Genomic DNA, 20,570 nt, shown 5'->3' with positions numbered 1-20,570 from the left:
CTCGTTGGTAGGCTGGATGAACCCGAAAGAGGGGATGAGCGGCCAGCGCTTATCCCCTCACCGGAATCCGTGCGGACATGACGGTCTGTTAGTTTGGCTTTTTGCCGATCCATTTCTCGTATATTTTGTCGTATTCACCGTTCTCCTTCAGCTCTTTCAAGGTGTCGTTCACGGCTTTAACTAGTTCTGCTTCTCCCTTGCGAATGCCGATGCCATAAGGCTCTTCTGTAAATGTCTCATCCAAGACACGGAAGTTGCTGTCCTGCTTAGCCATTCCATACAGCAGCGCGTTGTCAGTCGTCAACGCATTGCCCTGCTTAGCCTTCAAGGCTGTAAATGCCTCGGCATAATTTTCAAACTCTAGAATTTGCGCGTCAGGTGCAGATTCGCGAATGTTTTTGGCGGATGTAGAGCCTTTGGCTGTGAGTACCTTGGAATCATTGGTCAAATCCTTAATGGAGTTAATGGGGCTGTCAGCAGGGACAAGCAGGGACTGGCCGGCTGTAAAATATACATCCGAGAAATCAATCTCTTTTTTGCGCTCGTCGGTTATCGTCATGGTTGCAATAATGAAGTCTATGTCGCCATTTTTGAGCATCGGAATCCGTGTCTTCGATGTCACCTCCATGAACTCGATCGCATCCTCATTGCCCAGCACCTTTTTGGCAATTTGTTTCGCAATATCAATGTCCAAGCCTTGCACTTTTCCGGTGGCAGGATCCTTCAGTCCAAATAGGTTCAGGTCATACTTCACGCCGGCAATAATTTTGCCCCGATTTTTGATTTTTGCAAGGGCGTTTTCTCCTTCAGAGGCTTGATTTCCGCAAGCAGATAAAGCGCTTACAATAAAGGCGGCTACAATTGTCATGCTCATCAATTTCATCCAACGTTTCATGGGACATACACTCCTTTTCATCGCTTATCATTTAGTGATTCAGTATCCGGCTAAGAAATAGCTGGGCACGCTCTTCGCGCGGTTTTGTAAAAAAGGAAACAGGCTCTGCTTCTTCGACAATCCTTCCCTGATCCATGAACACGATGCGATCTGCTACTTCCTTGGCGAAGCCCATCTCATGGGTAACGACGACCATCGTCATGCCTTCCTTCGCAAGCGTTCTCATAACGTCGAGCACTTCTCCGATAGTCTCAGGATCGAGTGCCGATGTAGGCTCATCGAACAGCATAATTTTGGGCTTCATCGCGAGTCCTCGCGCAATGGCAACACGCTGCTGCTGACCACCTGACAGCTGAGAAGGGTAGGCGTTCGCTTTATCAGCAATGCCAACTTTGTCCAAATACAGTCTTGCTGCTTCCTCTGCTTCTTGCTTGGACATGCCTGCTACCTTTATCGGGGCGAGTGTAATATTGTGCAGCACCGTTTTATGCGGATACAGGTTGAAGTGCTGGAAGACCATGCCGATATTGCGCCGAAGTCGATTAATGTCAGTAGACTTGTCGTTTACGCGTATCCCGTCGACAATGAGCTCGCCGTCGGTAATCGTTTCGAGCCGGTTAATGCAGCGAACCATTGTGCTTTTCCCCGAACCGCTTGGGCCGATGACGACAACGACTTCCCCTTGCTTGATCGATAAATTAATGTCTTTAAGCACATGAAAGCTGCCGTAATGCTTATTGATTTGATGGAAATGTATCATGGGCCTCCTCCTTTCGCCGATCTATGGATTCGGATGCGGTATAGCACACAGCGTAATGGAAAAACAACTGAAAATGACGGAATCCTACAGCATGAGTGTAAAATATTTTTTTGAGTTATGCGGTTGACAAACGAGAAGTGCCGTAATACATTGTATGAGGAAAAACAATCTAAGCTTTGTTAGGTGAGGCTCCTATACGAACAGAGGCCACTGCCCAGAAATATCGAGAGATGCCCATGGGTAGAACAGGAATTGTCGGATTAAGGCTCTTCTTAAGGTGGCTAAGGGAATGAATCCCTTTACGTTGTATAGTGCTGAAGCTCGACGAGGAGGGCTGGAACGGGATAGGCAATATCCCAGTTCTTTATTTGCGCATGCGAAACCCTTCGGCGAGCCGAAGGGTTTTTTTCGTATGATGAATCAATTAGACAGGAAAAGGCGGTGATTACGCATGGACGGAAGCCCGAGTCCGAAGACACAATTGCATAGCTTTGTGAAACCTTGGAACGGGAGAACCTTGATTCTCCTTGCTTTCCTATGCGTTATTCACTTGCCGACACCGATACATGGGATGGCTTATTTTGTGATGTGAGGAAATGGAAGTGTAGTTCAGAAGTGCTGCACTCCGTTACTTTGCGATGAAATTCGTTCAACCCGACCGTAACGGCTGTATACTTGTGGAGAATGACAGCTTCGATTGGCGATCGAAGATCATATCATATCGGCAGCAGGAGTACTCGTATGTGCGTTTGTACATGGAGTATTCAGACCTTGGATAGTCGAGGTCTGCTGGTATGGATCATATCCACAAGCAAGTGACATCCGTGAGAAAATGAGGGATTTCCCCTCTTGTGCGGAAGAAGTATGCGCATGCAGACAGCAAGGAAATGAAGGTTCGGGTCATGCAGACCTCCCTGTAGGCAGGGAGGTCTTTTTGCGTACTTTGGTGCATGAGAAGGAGGAATTCACTATGGAAATGAAGGTTAATCAAACTAAACGTAAATGGCCTAAATATGTGTCGCGCAGAGATGCAGATAAGGAAAATGCGAAGCTGGAACAGCGTCTCATTGAGGCATCGGAGTCTCATGTCGATGATGTGCTGGAAGAGTTGAAGACGAAGCCATACGGCTTGGACGAGATGGAGGCGATGCGCCGTTTGGAGGAGTACGGCCCTAATCAGGTTGCGTATGAGAAGCCGCCTGCTTGGTACATTCAGCTGCTGCGATGCTTCAAGAATCCGTTCATTCTTGTTCTGCTCGGTCTGGACGTATTCTCGGCGCTAACGGATGATACAGAGGCCGTTATTATTATTTCGACAATGGTTACGATCAGTATTATCATTACGTTCACGCAGGAATTCCGCTCTTTGCGCACAGCGGAGAAGCTGAAGGCGATGGTGAAGACGACAGCCGCAGTTATTCGCGGCGGGCAGAGCCGTGAGATTGATATGGAGCAGCTCGTTCCTGGAGATATGATAAGGCTCGCGGCAGGCGATCTCATTCCTGCAGATATCCGCCTTCTGTCTGCCAAGGACTTGCTTGTTATGGAGTCGGCGTTGACGGGAGAAGCAATGCCGGTAGAGAAGCGGGATATTGGGGTCTTGCCTGTACAGCGCCGCATTAAGGCGATTAAGACAGCTAAGCAGGCGTTGGAGCTAGATAATATGGCATACATGGGGACGACGGTTGTCAGCGGCTCCGCGACGGCAGTTGTCATTGCGACAGGCTCGCAAACGTACTTCGGCGCGATGGCGCACAGCTTGGTCGGAGCACGGCCCATGACGAGCTTCGAGCGCGGCATCAACAGTGTCAGCTTCGTGCTTATTCGCTTCATGCTGGTGATGGTGCCGATTATCTTCTTCATCAACGGATTCTCGAAAGGCGACTGGTGGGATGCGCTGTTCTTCGGATTGTCAGTCGCAGTAGGGTTAACGCCGGAAATGCTGCCCGTCATCGTGACGTCGAATCTGGCGAAGGGTGCGATGGCGATGTCACGCCAGAAGGTAGTCGTGAAGCGTCTCAACGCGATTCAGAACTTGGGCGCGATGAATGTGCTGTGTACGGATAAGACAGGAACCTTGACGCAGGACAAAATTATACTGGAGAAGCATTTGAACATCCATGGGGAAGAAAGCGAGCAAGTGCTTCGGTACGCGTACTTGAACAGCCGTTATCAGACAGGGCTCCGCAATCTGCTTGACCATGCGGTCGTAGAGCGGGCAGAAGAGCATGGCCTTGCGGGTCTGGATCTGGATTATATGAAGGTTGACGAGATTCCATTTGACTTCAATCGCAGACGGATGTCTGTGGTCTTGTCTAGAAAGCAAGGGGAACATGTTCTGATCTGCAAAGGTGCAATGGAGGAGATGCTCTCAATCAGTGAATCCATGCTTGATGGCAAACAGGTCGTTGGCTTGGAGCAGGATATGAAGCAGGAACTGCTGCGCAAAGCGAATGAAATGAACGAAGATGGGCTTCGCGTCATTGGTGTAGCGATTAAAGTTCTGCACGATGGAAGTTCCCGTGAATCCTACAGTGCTGCCGATGAGCAAGGGCTTGTATTCGTTGGCTATATCGGATTCCTGGATCCGCCGAAGGATAGTGCGGCCCCTGCAATTGCAGCGCTGCTTGAGCATGGGGTAGCGGTGAAGGTGCTGACTGGAGATAACGATGCGGTGACGCGCAAGGTGTGCCGTGATGTGGGCATCGACACAGGTCGTATTGTGCTAGGCAAGGAAATTGATGAGTTGAGCGATACGGCGCTTGCGGAGCTGGCTGACAAGACGACGGTATTCGCGAAGCTGAATCCGATGCAGAAGGCGCGGATCGTTCGTGCCCTGCAGGCGAAGGGGCATACGGTCGGATTTATGGGTGACGGCATTAACGATGCAATCTCTTTGAAGGAAGCGGATATTGGCATATCGGTTGATACTGCGGTGGATATTGCGAAGGAGTCGGCAGATATTATTCTGCTCGAAAAGTCTCTTATGGTGCTGGAGAAGGGGATCATCGAAGGTCGCCGCACGTTCGGCAACATGATCAAATACATCAAGATGACGGCCAGCTCGAACTTCGGCAACGTGTTCAGTGTACTCGGCGCAAGCTTGTTCCTGCCGTTTCTGCCGATGCTGCCGCTGCATCTGCTCGTGCAGAACCTGTTCTATGATGTGTCGCAGCTGTCGATTCCGTGGGACAACATGGATAAAGAGTTCTTGAAGAAGCCGCGTACGTGGGACGCGAAGTCGATTGGCCGCTTTATGCTGTTCATTGGGCCAACAAGTTCAATCTTCGACTTCCTCACTTATGGATTGATGATGTTCGTCTTCGCTGCGAATTCACCTGCAGATCAAGCCCTATTCCATTCCGGTTGGTTCATTGAGGGGCTGCTGTCGCAAACCTTGATCGTGCATATGATCCGTACGGAGAAGGTACCATTTATCCAGAGTCGGGCGAGCCTTCCTGTCATGCTGCTGACGGGGCTCATTATGCTGGCAGGCATTATGATTCCGTTCTCCGAGTTCGGAGAAGGGATTGGCTTAGTGCCGCTGCCATTGTCGTATTTCCCTTGGTTGGCAGCTATTCTGCTCGGTTACTGCATTTTGACGCAGACCGTCAAGAAATGGTATATCCGCCGCTTTAATGACTGGTTGTAAGGATCGAGGATATAAGGATTGACTGTAAGAACTGGCTGCAATTCAATTCGATTCAATCTCGAACCTTGCTATCCTTTTCGATAAAAGCAAACAGATCGAGTTCAGCAGCTTCAATGCTCGAACTCGATCTGACATCATACCATCTACGATTTCTACAAGGGAGGCTATCAAAGTAAAAGAGCTAACCATGTACGTGATAGCGCCTCCGTCACTTCGTCTAACTCGGTACCGTTACTGCATATTGTTTACGGTCTTCACGATATCCGATCCCGTGCCAAGCTTGTAGCCTTGGAGCTGATAGCGGATGCGGTGCTGATGATCCACGACAACAACGAGCGGGTATTCTTGCCCGTTCCATTCCGGCAAGGAAGGAAGCAGAGCTTGCAGAGCCCCTCCATCTTCATCCACGCTGTATGTTGTATGCTCCGGCATGCCCTCAAGCTTGAATTCGCCGCGATTGCGCTGCGTTTCTACCATAAGTGCAATCCGGCCTCCCCATTGATCGAGCTCTGCCTTGAGCTCACGCAATTCTCGCGCGAGGTGCTTGGAAGGCTCCCGTTCTGGATCGAGCCATGCAAGGACGATTCCTTGCTCGGGAATATTAAGATCCGCCTTCGCGGTCATGAGTTCCCACTGATTGGCCGTCACTGTACCGAGTACCGGAACATGAATCTCTTCCTTACGGAACACGATAGGCACCGATGTTGTTGTCCCGTCTTGCACCGAGAAGAAGGTTTGGCGAACTAGCACCGTTCCGTCGCTAAGGCGAGTTCCCGTTGTCATTCGATAGTCGCCGCTCAGCACCTCGTAAGGCTTGTCGTACATATCTTTTTCTCCATATGGGAAGGTCAAGGTACGGCAACTACCCTTCTCGAATCGAGAAATGGTGAAATTCAAGTAATAGGCAGCTTCTTGATCTCCTTCTCCTCGTGTAAATACGACGGAACCAGTAGCGGCAGCATCCATAGGCGCCTCGACGGCATCCTGATGGAACAGGGCATCTTGCCACGCGCCATCCATCCAGAATTGCGGACGTGTATTCAGCGGCTCAAGTCGCGCTGGGATTCCGATGCTGCGCGCGATTGCCACGAAGCATACATCCCGGCTTACGCGATCAGCCAGCTTCAATTGGAATGCGCCGACTGGCGTAATCATGCCATTGTAGCGATCGATACAGCCTTCAAGTGTTATGTCATTGGCCAAGCGCTCAACCAGCTGCTGCGGATTGGCTGTATAGGCCGCCTTCTCCTCAGCCGTTAGATTGGCTTGGAAGAATGAGCGATAAGGCTTGATCATTTCATAATAGGCACGCGGACAGAGCACATAGGTTGCGAATAGTTCTTCATCCTTCACCTGCTGCAGATAGGGAAGGGCACCCTCCAAATGATCGCACAGTGTCTCGCTCATCGTGTCTTGTGTATCCTTCTCGTGCAGCGATTCGAGCAGTCGCAGCGGCCATTCGCCATGCTCCGGTGTGCAGGATTTGAGGAAAGACGCTATTTCATGACTGTTCCCACGTGCATGACGAAGTACCGTCCATACACGATCTGCAGGCAGGGAGAGCTTGCGCGCTAATTCCCCAGCCTGTTCTTCATTTATAAATGTAGCTTCGTATGCGGCACGTGTTGCTGTACCGTGCTGGACGCGGTTATCGTTCGCCTGACGTTCCTCGTCTGTCATCCGATCTTCACTCTTGTCTGGAATCTCTGGCGGCGGCACCATATTGAATTCTAATACTTCGTGCTCCGGTGGCTCAGACTGGAGCGTTACGGTGAAAATATCCGCATCTCCGACCGAAATATGGCGGAAGCCGTAGCCTTGCTCGTTGCGTACGTGGATAAGCAGGTCGCCATATCCCGTTGTGAATGCTACTTGTCCATCCGCGTCGGTTGGCAATGTCGTAACAGAGTAGAATTCAGCGAAATTGTACATTTGGAAATGAACTTCGGCCGGTGTTGCTTCTCCTTGTTCATTCACGACTTGTATTGTAATGGTCTTGCGCGGCGCATAATTGCCGAGCAGGTTGATCTCGGTATACCAAGGGTGGCTGGAACACGTTTCCTCGGGCCCGTTATAATCAGCAGGAACGCGCGTATGCACAAGCATGGCGCGGCGTGAAGGAGCCTTGAACCAGCCTTCGTTCAGGCGTCCCTCCGGCTCACATGCACCGAGGAAGTACCATGTGCCATCAGCCCAGGCTTCCACCCATGCGTGGTTCGAATCGCAATGCGCCCAGCGCGGCGTGTAGCATTGGCGCGCCGGAATGCCGACACTGCGCAGTGCGGCGACGGCTAGTGTCGATTGTTCCCCGCAGCGGCCTAGAGCCGTACGCATCAGGGTTAATGGAGATACGGTACGTTGATCTGTGCCGACATAGGTTGCTTTCTCATGACACCAATAGTTCGTTTCCAAAATCGCATCGACCATGGATTTATCCTTCACACGATCAACAAGCTCTTGATAAATCACTTCGCGGTTGTCGTCGATATTCTCATTGTTGACCCGGTAGGGGAGGACAAAGTTCATGAAGATGTAATCTGGAATATCTTTTCCCCAAGGAAGCGCCTGACGTGTTGCTAGAGTGCGGCGCACATGAGCTAAGAAGAAATTCCCGTTATAGTCAGCCAAGTCGTGAATTGGCATGTAGGCGTACAAGTATTTCAAGAGTAAACGTTCTTCGCAGGTCAGTTCTTGATTGAATACACCGAATAGCTCTTCTGAACGGTGCTTGGCTAATTCTTGTTTATAATGAAACTTATCTTCGATCTGTTGAAGGAATGTGCTATCTGCGTAGCCAGTTGTACTCGTCATCTTGTTCATCAGCTCCGTGTGTGGAATATCTGTGATGCAGTGATGGTTCATGTATGATTGTTAGTCCGGTCGAACTTGGTCATTGGAACATCGATTACTGGTTATTGGTTATGTTATCGATAACTACAAAAAATGCAGAGAACGGATGTGCCGAAGGCTTGGAGCATGCATGCTGCAGCAGCAAACCTATTCGCCCCACACCTTCCCATCCTCTTGAATGCGAATCCACTGCAGTCCGTCCTGTGACTTGGCAGACATGAGGAAGGTTCCGCTTGTTGTCTCAATGACAGGTTCAATGCTGCACACCTCTTCGTTCGTTAACACTGACAAGGTGGAGGCATAATGTCCATGCGCTGCATAATGCTGACGCTGGCGGTAATAGAGCTTGCGCAGCTCCCACTTGATCAGCTCATCTTGCGTAAGTTGGAAGATGGGTTCTGGCTGATTCGCCTCGGCGAAGACGACGAAGCCCCACAGCTCTGGATAATGCATATTAATAATGCCTTGCGGGCTCCATACCCAGTTATACTCTGGATAAGGGGCGTTCGTATCCGGATTGATTGTCTTCACGTACTTTCCGTTCTGCACTTCAGCACGCCACTCGACACGGGAGAAGTTAATGCGCCAATATTCTTCATGACGCGGCAGGCGTCCCTCTGGCGCACATTCCTTCAGCACGCTCCAAGGCATGGCCACTTCAATGCTCCAACCCTTGTTGTCTGCATTCGGATTGTTCACTTCGCCATCAATATGAACGGCAGTGCGAATGCCATGAATATCCCAGGAATTAATAGGCGGACCGCCATCACGATATGGCTTCGGAAGCAGCAAGTCCCATATCGTGTTGAAGGCGTTCATTTCGAACTCATAGTAGTTATGCGTGTCGCCGTCGGGATCAATGAAAATCTCGAAATCATTATCATAGAAAATGACAGAATCTCGCTCCGTCAATGTTGCCCATATTTGATCTTCTTCCATTTCGGCTCCGAAGTATAAATACTCGTCATCCCATAACATTTTGACCCGTGTGCGCTTGAACGGCCGTGGCTTCAAATTTCCCTCAATATCGACAAAGTCGTCTGTCCACGGGGCATTCGCCCAAAAAGGCTTGTCCAATCGTCCATCAAGCTGTAACGGTTCTGCTGCACGGTGGCAAATGTAATGCTTTGGCTCGAACACGATATTCGGTTCAGGAACGCCGCTTCTATCCATCTTCCATCCTCCTCTAGATGAATGCATGTGGTAGGTGTTGGAGAACACACAAATACGTAAATATGGCAATGAAGAACAAACTTATCCTTATACTAGATGGATATAATCGGATATTCAATAGGGAAACGCGATTTTCGGCGAAAAAAGTTATCGGTATCACAAAATGTCGAACATGTCGGTTTCGCTGTTGTATCTGAAGATAAAAAAGAGAGCATCCATGAAGAATGCCCTCTTCGTAACTGAGTATATTTTCTATCCATAGTAACAACGATTGCTTATGCTTGCTTCATGAAGAAGGCAACAGGCTGAGTTAGAAAATGCCACCTCTTCTATATCGGGGCACTATCTATGTTATCTTGCGGTTTACCAAGCGCGTTCGTAAGACTTCGGCTTAGGCAGTTCAGCACGAAGTGCTCGTGCGGCCCGCAGCGGCCAGTATGGGTCACGCAGCAGTTCGCGTCCGAGAAGGACGAGATCCGCACGGTCATTACGGACGATCTCTTCTGCTAGAGCTGGCTCGGTAATAAGGCCGACTGCTCCCGTAGCTATGCCAGCGGACTGACGAATGGCATGCGCATAAGGCACTTGGTAGCCGGGGAATACATCGATTGGATGCGGTACTACCGCGCCGGAACTGCAATCAACGAGGCTGACGCCTTGATCCTTCATACGGCGTGCATAGTCGATATAAGCTTCCAGAGAATTGCCTCCATCCGCATACTCATTGGCCGAAATACGCACGAACACGGGGCCTTCCCAATTGAGGCGTACTGCATCGATTACATCGCTTAAGAAGCGGTATCTTCCTTCTGTGCTACCGCCGTACATGTCCATGCGCTGGTTCGTAAGCGGGGAGAGGAATTCATTGATCAGGTAGCCATGAGCACCATGGATTTCTACGATATCGAAGCCTGCTTCCTTCGCTCTGCGAGCGGCCTCTGCAAATGCCTTCACTGTCCGTCGAATCTGCTCCTGCGACATTTCTTCCGGCACTGTGTATTCCTCGCTAAATGCAATTGCCGATGGGGCAATTGCGCCTGGAACGGTAGCCTTGCGGCCTGCATGGGCAAGCTGGATTGCGATCTTGCTGCCATGGGAATGCACCAGATCAGTTAGCTTGCGCAGACCCGCAATCTGATCGTCGCTCCAAATTCCTAAATCACGAGCACTGATACGACCTTCTGGTGTGACGGCAGTCGCTTCCACGATAATAAGCCCGACTTGCCCAACTGCACGAGAGGCATAATGGACCAAGTGCCATTCCGTTACTTTGCCATCTTCATCATCACATGCATACATGCACATCGGAGACATAGCAATCCGGTTCGGGATTGTAACTCCTCCGATCGTTATCGGTTCAAACAAGCGAGACATATGTAAAATCTCCTTCCATCTCCATTGGACTAAATCATTGACTCAAGTCTATTATACGCTGATCCAGATTGTGGGTACAAATGACAGACTAGCGAAACTTTAGGAGTTGGTCAAACTCGGGGTCTGACGCTGCAACCATGCAAGACAGTCCGCCGTAACCTCATCCCGATTCGTTTCATTTAGCAACTCATGGCGTGCACCTTCATACAGCTTGCACTCCACTTGTTCCAAGCCAAGCTGCATATATTGGTCCGCCAACCTCCTCACACCCTTGCCGTAGTTGCCTACCGGATCTTCATCTCCTGCAATAAGCAGCACAGGCAGCTGCTTCGGAATGCGGTTCATGACCTCGGGACGATGGATATTGCGCAGCAGCTTGAAGAAGTCGCGATAGAATCCGACCGTGCTTAGAAATCCACAGTAAGGATCTACAACATACTTATCGACTTCCTCCAGATCGCGGCTTAACCAGTCTACCTGTGTGCGTGCTGGCTTGAATTTGCGATTGAAGCTGCCGAACGCCATCTTATCGATGAAGGCGCTACGATGGCGAGAACCCTTCACCGAGGCGATCAACTTCGTAACGCCGACACCTGCTAGCAGCTCAGGACCGCGAGGGCCATTGCTTCCGCATAGGATGACGCCGTCTATCAGGCTCGCATGTTCTGTTATATATTGCTGAGCGAGGAAAGAGCCCATGCTATGAGCGAACAGAAACAGTGGAATATCGCCATTCTGCTCTCGAATCATCTTGGTGAGCTGCGCCATATTGCGCACCATCCACGTGAATCCGTCCTCGCCAACATAGCCCAAGTCTTGCTCTGTTGCTGCTGTAAGGCCATGACCGCGATGATCATTGGCGTATACGATATAACCGGCAGCCGTAAGCTCTTCGGCAAAGCGCTCATAGCGAATCGCTGTTTCGGTCATCCCATGAGCGATTTGTACCACGCCTCGAACCTCAACTGTGTCCTCGGGCATCCAGTGGTAGACATGAATCCGTACTTGTTCTTCATCTATAAATTGAAAGGTGTTCGTTCTCATCAGATTGCCTCCTCATCGGCATTTGTTCCGTTACCCTTTTCTTACATTATATCGAGAGCTTTGAAACGAAAGCTACGTTATTTTCTAATTGCATCATACACGGAATTCATTCCACTATGGTATGATACATTACAAATAGGACTGAGGGAGGCGGTACAGATGTTCACACCGACACTATATACTGGCGATAGAGCCAAGGATTATCCGATTATCAATGGACAGCTGTCCGCATTAATCGCAGGTGAGCCGAATTTCATTGCGAATATGTCTAATGCAGCTGCGCTATTGTGGCATGGGCTTAAGGATATTAACTGGGCTGGATTTTACTTGATGGATGAGGGGAAAGGGGAGCTTGTGCTCGGGCCGTTCCAAGGACTGCCTGCATGTGTAAGAATTCCGCTTGGCCGCGGCGTGTGCGGAACGGCGGCGAAGGAACAGCGTACAATAATTGTGCCGGATGTTCACGCATTTCCCGGACATATTGCCTGTGATGCGGCATCGCGCTCCGAAATTGTTGTCCCACTGATGAAAGAAGGCAAGCTTATCGGGGTATTGGATATCGATAGCCCGATTACGGATCGCTTCAATGAACAGGATCAAGAAGCGTTGGAGAAGTTGGTCAGTGCGCTTTTAGCGGAGAGCTAATTGTAGATATTTCGATTGGATGCGGAAAATAGAATATGGTGCTGCATGAAGGGAAGGAACATCGTTCTAGAACACTTCTGCAGCATCATATAGTAAATATAGGTAAATTTATTTTAGTGTTGAAACAATAATTTGACTTCTCTATAATATTTGGTGTCAACAAAATTTGCTGGTGTAGCTCAGGGGTAGAGCAACGCATTCGTAATGCGTGGGTCGGGGGTTCAATTCCCTTCTCCAGCACCATGTAATGTCGATAACGGCGCGGTTTCCGAGCAATCGGAGGCCGCGCTTTTCCCTTTTTTAAGTGCTTCATCTACCATTCATCTACCCTTTATCCAGATAAAGCGGATTTTCAGTCTCGATTTTCGTTGCTGTAATCGAATCTCCTAGGCTGCGAAGAACCGCCTCCTGCATGTTTGGCAAGACATGTGAATAGAGATCCGATTAATTTTATTGTTATAGGAGATTTTGTCAGTGACGTACTGTTCGATGGACCCATAGGAAGGAAAAGAAAGCTAAATCCTTCAAGATACGATGGAAGGCATAGGATTAAAAGTTATTATGCTCAACCATATAGGGCAAACGGTAATTTGTAAAAATAATATTCCTTAACACTTCAACGCCCATTAACGTCATCTCACGTCGGTGGGCGTTTTCCTTATTATAAAAAGCATCCATACTGTAAATGGACTTGATACAAGAAATAGGCTGCCGTATTGGCAGCCTATTTGAGTTATGGTAGTCATTATTTTCAACGCTAAGCAGGTTCTTGTTCTGTTTATTCCTTTGAGATACTTACATGAACCTTCCAAAGACTACAGAGATACGTAAATTGAAGTGGGACCTGCTACAAAGGTATTCGTTGTGCCCCAAGCAAGCTGATTTCCATTTGACCCAACAGCTCTAATTTCTATTCTGTAAGCGGCGAATTCCTCCATCCCGACATCTCTGCCTGTAACACTCTGACTTCCCCACTCAACCAAATTTCCGTTTTTATACACGAAATACTCATAGCGAGTTGCGCCAGAAACATTTCTCCAAGAAACATTAGCGAAGAAGTAAGACGAAGCGGAAATCGATTCAGGATTAACAACACTTGTGGCTGCTGGTGCAGGAGCTTGAGTGCTTTCTTGGGCAAAAGCTGGAACAGCGGCAGTAAGTAAGAGAGCGGTCGTAAGTAAGGATACAAACGTTTTTTTCATAGTTTGGCACACTTCCTTTTTAATTTTTCAACTTTAAGTCCATTATGTGTAATATTCTTCCAGGTGAATCTATATTACCATTAATAGTAATAAAAGATGAATGATACAAATTACCTATTTTGTGGGTTTATTTATAATTTGTGGATATTTACTAATACTCTATTTGACAAAATAGGTAGGTATTTTGGGAGAATATGCAGGAATATAGTGGTATATGTCGAAGTGATGTGATTGGTCAATCCATGCTAAAAACATAAACAGGGGAGAACTGAATGATGAAGGAGAAACTAAAAGGCCTCCTGATGGGAGTAGTAATCGGGGGTCTGCTATTTGGTACAGCGGCATTTGCTGCTAGCACGGCAAAAATTGAAGTCTCGTTTGAAAACATAAAGTATATGTTCGATGGTGTCCAGAAAGTTAGCACAGATAATGCGATTCTCTATAAAGGGCAGCTATATGCTCCAGTGAAATTCGTTGCTGACGCTTCGGGGAAAGAATTTTCGTATGACGGGAAAAATAAAACAGCCTGGGTTGGTAAAAAAGAAGGTTCGTTTACATATTTATCTGATGTAAATTATGCAAGAACGGATGGCCCTAGTGGTTCAAGCGTTCATTTTAATCAAAACCCTTACAGCAATAAAATTGAAATTGCAGGAGATAAGTTCCAAAAAGGAATTGTTTTTAATCTTAGCTTTATGAACAACAAAAGTACCTCTATTGACTATAACTTAAATGAAAAATATAAAAAGCTATCAACTTTTATTGGTGTAGATGATGAAACGAAAAATTCGAATAGAGTGGTTACCTATCGCTTTATTGGTGATGGGACAGAATTGGCTTCGTTTGAAAATGTAAAGGGCGGAGATAACCCTAATCCTGTAAATATTGATGTGAGTGGGGTACTTAAGCTTCAAATTGTGGCGGAACCAGGCAATGTTTTCGAGTCTACGTGGGCAGCACTCGCAGAGCCTAAATTGTTTCAGTAACATGCATAAATGATACTTTATCAATCTTAACAGAACTAATAAAAGAGAGGGTCATCGAATAGCATTTCTCGTTGACTCTCTCTTTTTTGAATGACCTGATTTCTCAGTTCAGCGGATTGCAGAAGCTAGAGGTGTTTTACCTAAGCTCAAAGATACTATTTCTTAACAGGCGTAAACAAACCATTATGATAGGTTCCAAGATCATAGTTGCCTATCGTAATGGTATGCGTAAGCTCATTCCAATCTGGTGCAACGGCATCCATGCTGTACATTTCCAGACACCACTCATATTGATCTCGCGCTGCTTGCATGAACGTGGTTACAACATTGTTCAATTCTTTATCAGATAGAGTGAACTTCCCAGACCCCGCATATTTAGTGTTAAATTCGGGCTGAGTGCGAACGTCTATGGTCGTGCCGCTCGTTCCTTTGCGATAGACGATATCGTCGAAGTAGATTTTATCCAATATCAAATGATCGGATACGACGTTTTCCTCCATATCATGCTGAATATTTGCATACAAGAGATTGTTCTGCAGTTGATTCATCGTAAATCTCTGTTTGCTGTTGTCTCTTTTTAGTTCCTCATAGTCTGCTTGCAATTTAGAGAAGGATTGCTGCAGCTTCTCTGCGGCATCATTCACTTTCATGCTATGAACCAAAGTAAAGATAGACAAGCCGATTACACAACATGCTGCAAAGATAGAGGTGACGACGATACCGGTAGAGAATGGCCTCTTTTCAGTGCTAGGCGACGATTGTTCTAGTTTCCATTCACGCTCCACATAGATCTCTCCTAATTAATCAATTCTCATGAAGTCAATTGCTGGAATGCATGAGGTAATTGTATCATTGTCCTTCTAAACTGCGAATGCATGAAAAGTGAAATCAGCTATAAATTGGAATGATACTTTATTGCATTCATAATTCATTGTAGTTGATAGTTAACGAGATTCATTTGTTACTGTCATTTGAGGAGATTCATGGACATCTAAGCTGATGAGTGGAGCCAAAACAGACAAATCCATCGAGACAATTGCCAGAGCCAAACTTCTATGAAAGTACGTATGCTTTACTATAGAAGATTTGCGACGGCACTTATATCTTAGGGTGATTCTCCTATATACAATCCATTTGCGGCAATGATCCAAGCGGCGTTCAACTCCTTTGAACGCTTTTTGGTGATAGATCAGCTCTCGCAGCATGCATGCCAAGTCTTCTAGGACAACACATTATGCAGAAGCGAGATGATGAACCATGAGCATCGTCATTCAACAACGTCTGATTCCGGATGGCAGTCCGAACAAGCCGAGCAGGCCTATGACACCACAGTGGATTACGATCCACAACACGGACAATACAAGCGGAACAGCGGAATCGCACGCGCGCTACTTGTTAGATGGAAGCGGTGGGAGACAAGCATCATGGCACTATACGGTGGATGACAAGGATATTTATCAGCATCTGCGTGATAATGAGCAGGGATGGCACGCAGGCGATGGCAATGGGCCTGGCAACACGACAAGCATTGCTATTGAGGTATGCATGTATACGGGCATGAATCAAGATGTGGCTTGGAATAACGCAGCGTGGCTCGTGGCAACACTGATTTTGCGCTATACGCTTACGGTCGATCAAGTTGTCCCGCATAAGAAATGGTCAGGCAAGCAGTGCCCTTCGCAAATTCTCCCGTACTGGAGCCAGTTCATAATTTTAATTAAGGGGCAAGTACAGCAACTTCAAAATGGAATTCGCATTCTAGTCAATGGACAAGAAGCAGCGCAGGGAATAATGAAGGAAAATGTCGTATACGGTCCGATTCGTGATATAGCGTCAGCATTGGGTCTTTCTGTTGGATGGGACAATACGAAGAAGGTCGCGTATCTCAACAATATTTCTCAGCCAAATAGCATCATTCTAAATGGCAGTGCCTATGTACCTGTTCGAGCAATTGCCGAATCCATAGGGGCCAGCGTCACATGGAATGGAACAGAGAGAATTGTCAGCATCCAGCGCTAGGATAAGAAGGAAGGGGAGCGTAGAAGATTTACGTTCGTATCCCGTGTACCATAGGTTAATTTATTGGAGTAAAGTGGTAAAGGGGGCGGATGTCGCCCCTTTTTTCTTTCTATATAGTCTTTTTAAAGAAAGTAATCAGTAAAATGAAAAATATAATTGCAAATTATAAATATTTTCCATCATTTTACTACCTGTAGGCTGATTCAAATGATACAATGTCTAGGAAAATATATCCTTCACAAAAATATCGAAAATGAGAGAGGGGAATTATGTGGCAAAAAAGAAATGGATGTCATTTATGCTGCTCTTGGTACTAATGGGATCGTTGTTGTCAGCGTGCGGAGGTTCAAGCACATCGACGAATCCTCCAAAGGATGAGCCCAAAAATACCGAACCAGCGAAAACGGAAGAGCCAGCGAAGGAGAATACGGCTCAGACCCCGAAAGATGGAGGTACAATCACGTTAGGTACCTTCTCGGATATCGTTTCGGTAAACCCATTGTACGTAAGTGATACTTCATCCGGGGATGCTGAAATCTTGATCTTCTCCAGCCTGTACGATCTTGACCGTCAAGCGAACGTAGTCGTAGAGCCTTGGTCTCTCGCGGCTGAGCCTCCTCAAATCAGTGAAGACTTGAAGACCTACACGGTCAAATTGAAGCCAGAAGCCAAATGGAGCGACGGCCAACCAGTAACAGCGGATGATTTGATCTTTACCATTAATACGGTACGCAACCCAGAAGTAGGTTCCCCAGGTATTAGCCAATTCGAACATGTTGAATCGGTAACGAAGATCGATGGACACACTGTTCAGATCAAGTTAAAGCAAGTATTTGCCCCATTCCTCTACTCTCTTAGACTTAAACCAGTGCCATATCACATCTTGAAGGATGTTCCGATTACAGAATTGAAGAAGCATCCATACGGTTCCAAACCAGAGCAGACTGTAACGAACGGTCCTTGGAAATGGACTGAATGGAAGCAAAAACAATACTTAAGCTTCGACGCAGACCCGAACTACTGGGGAGCGAAAAAACCTCACATCCAGAAAGTCATCTACAAAATCTACGCAGATCAAAATACAGAAGTGCAAGCTCTCATCAAGGGAGATGTCGACTCTGTATCAGCGATTCCAGTCACCCAACTAGCAGCTGTTCAAGCTCGCGACAACCTCAACGTCATCTTGGCACCAGGACCACTCTACGAATACATGGGCTTCAACTTTAACAAAATGAACTTCGATAATAAAGAAAGCTTCTTTGCTGGACAGAAGACAAGACAAGCGATCGCTCACGCGCTTAACCGCCAAGGCATGGTCGACAATATCCTTAAGGGAACAGGTAAGTTGATGAACTCGCCATTCCTGCCAGGCTCATGGGCAGATCCAGCCGAAACTGCAGTAGTTTATAACTATGATGTGGAATTGGCGAAGAAGCTGCTGGCTGAAGATGGATGGAAGGCTAGCACTGAAGGTGGCATTTTAGAGAAGAACGGCGTCAAGTTCTCCTTCGAACTTCAATACAATACAGGTAATAGCCGCCGCGAACAGGTTGCTGCTGTTATCCAACAGAACTTGAAAGATATCGGCATTGAAGTGAAGCCGAGAGGCGTTGACTTCGCTGCTTGGCAAGAGCAGAACATTGTACCGGGTAAATTCCAAGCTATCTTGGCGGCATGGTCATTAAATGATCCAGATCCGAACGCAGAAAGCATTCTCTCCTCAAAGTTCTTCCCGCCGAACCAAAATTCGGGTTGGTATAAAAACGAAAAACTCGATCAATTGTGGGTAAAAGGTTACTCTGTCGCTGATCAAAACGAGCGTAAGAAAGTTTACGCAGAGATCGGTAAAGAAATCACAACGGATCTTCCTTATGTATTCATGTATCAATATGGTACACCACAGGGCTTGAACCCTCGTGTGAAATATGCGGAAGAAGACAGACCTGAACCAGGACTCGCATATGGATACATGTTCCGCATGATCAACTGGTGGGTAGAATAAAATACCAAGCACAGGTTGAATATGCATGATGAGGGGAGGGGGTTGCTTGCCCCTTCCTCTTTTATATGGATGTGCTAATACATGAATTCACACGATACGATTTAGGAGGATTTCCTATGACGGAGTATCTGATCCGCCGTGTACTACAGTCACTCTTAGTGCTGTTTTTGATCTCCATCGTTACCTTTGGACTCATTCATGCAGCACCAGGAGGTCCGACGCAAATCTTTCTGTCGCCGGGACTGTCTCAGGAAGCGGGTAAAATACAAGCGAAAAATCTCGGCTTGGACAAGCCGATTCATATCCAATATATTCGCTGGGTGGGAGACCTGTTGAAGGGTGATTTGGGGAAAACCTTCAAGAATAATCTCCCAGTAGGTGATATACTCTGGCCGACGGTGAAGAATACGGTTGTTCTGATGAGCGTTGCATGGCTGCTCTCCTTAATCATTGCGATCCCCTGGGGGATATACAATAGTACGAGAGAGTATGGATTATCCGACCAGACAGCGTCGTTAATTTCTTATATTGGGTTTGCCATGCCGACATTCTGGTTTGGTATTCTTTTGCAGAGTTATTTTTCTATTAAGTTGGACTGGCTGCCTTTATCCGACATGTATTCGATGGGGAAAGAGGGCGATTTTCAGGACTTATTCATGCATCTTATTCTGCCTGTCACGGTTCTCACATTAGGCTTCTTGGCTTCTTACGTGAAATATTCTCGATCCAGCATGCTTGAGGTGCTGGGGCAGGACTACATTCGAACGGCGAGAGCGAAGGGAATGAAGGAAAGCAGGGTCATTTTCCGTCATGCCTTGCGGAATGCGCTCATCCCGATCATTACCGTACTTGGTCTGGATCTGCCGATACTCATAGCGGGAGCAGCGATTACGGAAAGCGTATTTAACTGGCCAGGCATGGGGCGGTTGTTCGTTGAGATGGCGGTGTCGCGGGAGTATTCGGTACTGATGGCAATTACCTTAATTACAACGGTTATCGTCGTTCTTGGCAACTTGATCGCGGACATTTTGTATGCGGTTGTTGATCCGCGTGTACAATTGGGCAAAGGGGGCATGTCGGCATGAGTGCAACGAGCTTACAAGGTGCTCAGCTTGACCCTGAACGCGGCAAGACGAGTGAGGTTGGCCCTAAGTCGGAGAAGCCGACAAGTATGACCTTAATGGCATGGAAGAAATTTATGAGCAATCCATTTGCAGTAGTTGGAGCCATCGTCCTATTGTTCTTTGTCGTCATTGCTCTATGTGCTAAATATATTGCCCCGTATGACCCAGCCGCGATCGATATGTTGAAGTCAAGTTTGCCAGCGGGCAGTCCTGGTCATCCACTGGGAACGGATGAATTGGGAAGGGACATCTTGTCACGGCTTATCTACAGCAGTCAAGTGTCGTTATCGGTCGGTTTCTCGGTTGCCTTTATTTCTGTCGTAATCGGAACCATTATTGGTTCCATTTCCGGATATTTCGGCGGCTGGATCGATACGATTTTCATGAGGCTGGTGGATGTCATGAACTCCATCCCGACCTTGTTCCTGAACATCTTGGTATTGGCTATCTTCGGTCCGAAGTTCAGCTACATGATCATGATTTTAAGCTTTACAAGCTGGATGGGCTCGGCGAGGCTTGTTAGAGGAACGTTCCTTCAACTGCGGGAGATGCAGTATGTGGAAGCGGCCAAGGCGATTGGTGTGTCCAGTTGGGGGATTATAAGCAGACATTTGCTTCGCAATGCCACGGCTCCGATTATCGTAAACGCTACTTTAATGGTAGGCGGGGCGATTCTTGCCGAGTCCGGATTATCTTATCTCGGTTTAGGGGTACAGCTTCCTGATACGAGCTGGGGATTGATGCTTAGCAACGCACAGCAATTCATGCTTGTCGATCCGACGCAAGCGCTTTATCCAGGAGCATGCATTTTTATTGTCGTGTTGGCGGTCAATTTTATTGGAGA

The 20,570-nt window shown here is 47.5% G+C and carries 16 protein-coding genes, 1 tRNA gene and 1 riboswitch; of the genes, 9 read left to right on the top strand and 8 right to left on the bottom strand.

Going from position 1 to position 20,570, the window contains the following annotated elements:
- Window positions 1-88 precede the first annotated feature (88 nt).
- Both PBN151_RS18545 and PBN151_RS18540 read right to left on the bottom strand, forming a co-directional pair.
- Window positions 89-895 (bottom strand): transporter substrate-binding domain-containing protein, encoded by an 807-nt coding sequence (locus PBN151_RS18545; RefSeq protein ID WP_072730210.1) that lies wholly within the window; start codon window positions 893-895, stop codon window positions 89-91.
- A 31-nt stretch (window positions 896-926) separates the two neighbouring features.
- Complete coding sequence (locus PBN151_RS18540; protein WP_072730209.1) at window positions 927-1,655, bottom strand: amino acid ABC transporter ATP-binding protein; 729 nt, start codon at window positions 1,653-1,655, stop codon at window positions 927-929.
- Between the two features lie 168 nt (window positions 1,656-1,823).
- A riboswitch (M-box (ykoK) riboswitch) is annotated at window positions 1,824-1,995 on the top strand.
- Window positions 1,996-2,293: 298 nt separating this feature from the next.
- Here PBN151_RS18540 and PBN151_RS31390 point away from each other — a divergent pair.
- Window positions 2,294-2,434, top strand: coding sequence for a hypothetical protein (locus PBN151_RS31390; RefSeq protein WP_175560750.1), 141 nt, complete (start codon window positions 2,294-2,296; stop codon window positions 2,432-2,434).
- Between the two features lie 191 nt (window positions 2,435-2,625).
- Window positions 2,626-5,307, top strand: a complete 2,682-nt coding sequence (gene mgtA / locus PBN151_RS18535; RefSeq protein WP_083545225.1) for a magnesium-translocating P-type ATPase — start codon at window positions 2,626-2,628, stop codon at window positions 5,305-5,307.
- Between the two features lie 231 nt (window positions 5,308-5,538).
- On the opposite strand, the gene PBN151_RS18530 is transcribed toward mgtA, so the two are convergent.
- The 4 genes from PBN151_RS18530 to PBN151_RS18515 all read right to left on the bottom strand — a co-directional run bounded on the left by PBN151_RS18530 (window position 5,539) and on the right by PBN151_RS18515 (window position 11,748).
- Window positions 5,539-8,118: a transglutaminase-like domain-containing protein gene (locus tag PBN151_RS18530; RefSeq protein WP_072730208.1), complete on the bottom strand. Its 2,580-nt coding sequence runs from the start codon at window positions 8,116-8,118 to the stop codon at window positions 5,539-5,541.
- A 186-nt stretch (window positions 8,119-8,304) separates the two neighbouring features.
- Complete coding sequence (locus PBN151_RS18525; protein ID WP_072730207.1) at window positions 8,305-9,330, bottom strand: carbohydrate-binding family 9-like protein; 1,026 nt, start codon at window positions 9,328-9,330, stop codon at window positions 8,305-8,307.
- A 363-nt stretch (window positions 9,331-9,693) separates the two neighbouring features.
- The gene (namA, locus tag PBN151_RS18520) at window positions 9,694-10,704 is read right to left on the bottom strand and encodes an NADPH dehydrogenase NamA (RefSeq protein WP_072730206.1); all 1,011 of its coding nucleotides are present in this window, start codon (window positions 10,702-10,704) and stop codon (window positions 9,694-9,696) included.
- 99 nt (window positions 10,705-10,803) lie between these two features.
- Entirely contained in the window at window positions 10,804-11,748 is a 945-nt protein-coding gene (locus PBN151_RS18515) for an alpha/beta hydrolase (RefSeq protein ID WP_072730205.1), read from the bottom strand.
- Window positions 11,749-11,907: 159 nt separating this feature from the next.
- Here PBN151_RS18515 and PBN151_RS18510 point away from each other — a divergent pair, with 159 nt between their 5' ends.
- Together PBN151_RS18510 and PBN151_RS18505 are read left to right on the top strand one after the other, a co-directional pair.
- Window positions 11,908-12,393 carry a GAF domain-containing protein gene (locus PBN151_RS18510; protein WP_072730204.1) on the top strand — a complete coding sequence of 162 codons (486 nt, stop codon included), beginning with the start codon at window positions 11,908-11,910 and terminating at the stop codon, window positions 12,391-12,393.
- Between the two features lie 168 nt (window positions 12,394-12,561).
- Window positions 12,562-12,636: transfer RNA gene (locus tag PBN151_RS18505), tRNA-Thr, on the top strand.
- 572 nt (window positions 12,637-13,208) lie between these two features.
- On the opposite strand, the gene PBN151_RS18500 is transcribed toward PBN151_RS18505, so the two are convergent.
- Complete coding sequence (locus PBN151_RS18500; protein WP_072730203.1) at window positions 13,209-13,595, bottom strand: hypothetical protein; 387 nt, start codon at window positions 13,593-13,595, stop codon at window positions 13,209-13,211.
- Between the two features lie 272 nt (window positions 13,596-13,867).
- Here PBN151_RS18500 and PBN151_RS18495 point away from each other — a divergent pair, with 272 nt between their 5' ends.
- A complete protein-coding gene (locus PBN151_RS18495) occupies window positions 13,868-14,581 on the top strand; it encodes an NPCBM/NEW2 domain-containing protein (protein WP_072730202.1) in 714 nt (237 codons plus the stop codon).
- A 155-nt stretch (window positions 14,582-14,736) separates the two neighbouring features.
- Here the strand turns inward: PBN151_RS18495 and PBN151_RS18490 are convergent, their stop codons facing one another.
- On the bottom strand, window positions 14,737-15,366 hold the full coding sequence (locus PBN151_RS18490) for a hypothetical protein (RefSeq protein WP_072730201.1): 630 nt from the start codon (window positions 15,364-15,366) through the stop codon (window positions 14,737-14,739).
- Window positions 15,367-15,838: 472 nt separating this feature from the next.
- On the opposite strand from PBN151_RS18490, the gene PBN151_RS18485 reads away from it, so the two are divergent.
- The 4 genes from PBN151_RS18485 to PBN151_RS18470 form a co-directional block, all read left to right on the top strand.
- A complete protein-coding gene (locus PBN151_RS18485) occupies window positions 15,839-16,600 on the top strand; it encodes an N-acetylmuramoyl-L-alanine amidase (RefSeq protein ID WP_072730200.1) in 762 nt (253 codons plus the stop codon).
- Window positions 16,601-16,898: 298 nt separating this feature from the next.
- The gene (locus PBN151_RS18480) at window positions 16,899-18,602 is read left to right on the top strand and encodes a peptide-binding protein (RefSeq protein WP_175560753.1); all 1,704 of its coding nucleotides are present in this window, start codon (window positions 16,899-16,901) and stop codon (window positions 18,600-18,602) included.
- Between the two features lie 116 nt (window positions 18,603-18,718).
- Complete coding sequence (locus PBN151_RS18475) at window positions 18,719-19,687, top strand: ABC transporter permease (protein WP_072730198.1); 969 nt, start codon at window positions 18,719-18,721, stop codon at window positions 19,685-19,687.
- On the top strand, window positions 19,684-20,570 hold an 887-nt coding region (locus tag PBN151_RS18470), incomplete at its 3' end, for an ABC transporter permease (RefSeq protein ID WP_072730197.1). The genes PBN151_RS18475 and PBN151_RS18470, both read left to right, overlap by 4 nt.

The sequence above is a fragment of the Paenibacillus sp. NAIST15-1 genome (genome assembly GCF_001894745.1).
Lineage (GTDB): Bacteria > Bacillota > Bacilli > Paenibacillales > Paenibacillaceae > Paenibacillus_B > Paenibacillus_B suaedae.
Note: the sequence above shows the minus strand (reverse complement) of the source record. Positions and strands in the feature narration are given on the sequence as shown.

Coding starts and splice junctions, on each gene's coding strand:
- PBN151_RS18545 (WP_072730210.1), bottom strand. CDS start 895: ATGAAACGTTGGATGAAATTGATGAGCATGACAATTGTAGCCGCCTTT.
- PBN151_RS18540 (WP_072730209.1), bottom strand. CDS start 1,655: ATGATACATTTCCATCAAATCAATAAGCATTACGGCAGCTTTCATGTG.
- PBN151_RS31390 (WP_175560750.1), top strand. CDS start 2,294: ATGAAATTCGTTCAACCCGACCGTAACGGCTGTATACTTGTGGAGAAT.
- mgtA (WP_083545225.1), top strand. CDS start 2,626: ATGGAAATGAAGGTTAATCAAACTAAACGTAAATGGCCTAAATATGTG.
- PBN151_RS18530 (WP_072730208.1), bottom strand. CDS start 8,118: ATGACGAGTACAACTGGCTACGCAGATAGCACATTCCTTCAACAGATC.
- PBN151_RS18525 (WP_072730207.1), bottom strand. CDS start 9,330: ATGGATAGAAGCGGCGTTCCTGAACCGAATATCGTGTTCGAGCCAAAG.
- namA (WP_072730206.1), bottom strand. CDS start 10,704: ATGTCTCGCTTGTTTGAACCGATAACGATCGGAGGAGTTACAATCCCG.
- PBN151_RS18515 (WP_072730205.1), bottom strand. CDS start 11,748: ATGAGAACGAACACCTTTCAATTTATAGATGAAGAACAAGTACGGATT.
- PBN151_RS18510 (WP_072730204.1), top strand. CDS start 11,908: ATGTTCACACCGACACTATATACTGGCGATAGAGCCAAGGATTATCCG.
- PBN151_RS18500 (WP_072730203.1), bottom strand. CDS start 13,595: ATGAAAAAAACGTTTGTATCCTTACTTACGACCGCTCTCTTACTTACT.
- PBN151_RS18495 (WP_072730202.1), top strand. CDS start 13,868: ATGATGAAGGAGAAACTAAAAGGCCTCCTGATGGGAGTAGTAATCGGG.
- PBN151_RS18485 (WP_072730200.1), top strand. CDS start 15,839: ATGAGCATCGTCATTCAACAACGTCTGATTCCGGATGGCAGTCCGAAC.
- PBN151_RS18480 (WP_175560753.1), top strand. CDS start 16,899: ATGCTGCTCTTGGTACTAATGGGATCGTTGTTGTCAGCGTGCGGAGGT.
- PBN151_RS18475 (WP_072730198.1), top strand. CDS start 18,719: ATGACGGAGTATCTGATCCGCCGTGTACTACAGTCACTCTTAGTGCTG.